The sequence below is a fragment of the Bacillus sp. SIMBA_008 genome (genome assembly GCF_046535495.1).
Taxonomy (GTDB): domain Bacteria; phylum Bacillota; class Bacilli; order Bacillales; family Bacillaceae; genus Bacillus; species Bacillus subtilis.
Genome location: NZ_JAWRWL010000920.1, coordinates 1 through 251 on the forward strand (window position 1 = coordinate 1; position 251 = coordinate 251).

Here is a 251-nt window from a genome sequence, read left to right on the forward strand (position 1 = left end):
GGATACTCATAAGCACGGCGTACATGCCGCCCGCGCGAATCATGCTGAGCCAGACGTCTTTTTGCATAAAGCCGATCATCACGACAGCAATGATGACGGCAAGACTGAATCCCTTTTTTATCATCTGTACGTTCACCTCTTTTCAATTAGTATACAGCACAAATCTATCTCCTTCTATTAAAATAAGCTGTCCGATAAGCGTACTTGTTTATCAGCATTTGCCGTTTGATGAGAAACGACTGGCAGCCGGG

1 pseudogene is annotated in these 251 nt (G+C 45.0%); it reads right to left on the reverse strand.

Annotated elements, in window-relative coordinates:
- A pseudogene (locus SB658_RS26055) lies at positions 1–124 on the reverse strand (TVP38/TMEM64 family protein); the annotation flags it as partial.
- Between the last annotated feature and the right edge of the window lie 127 nt (positions 125–251).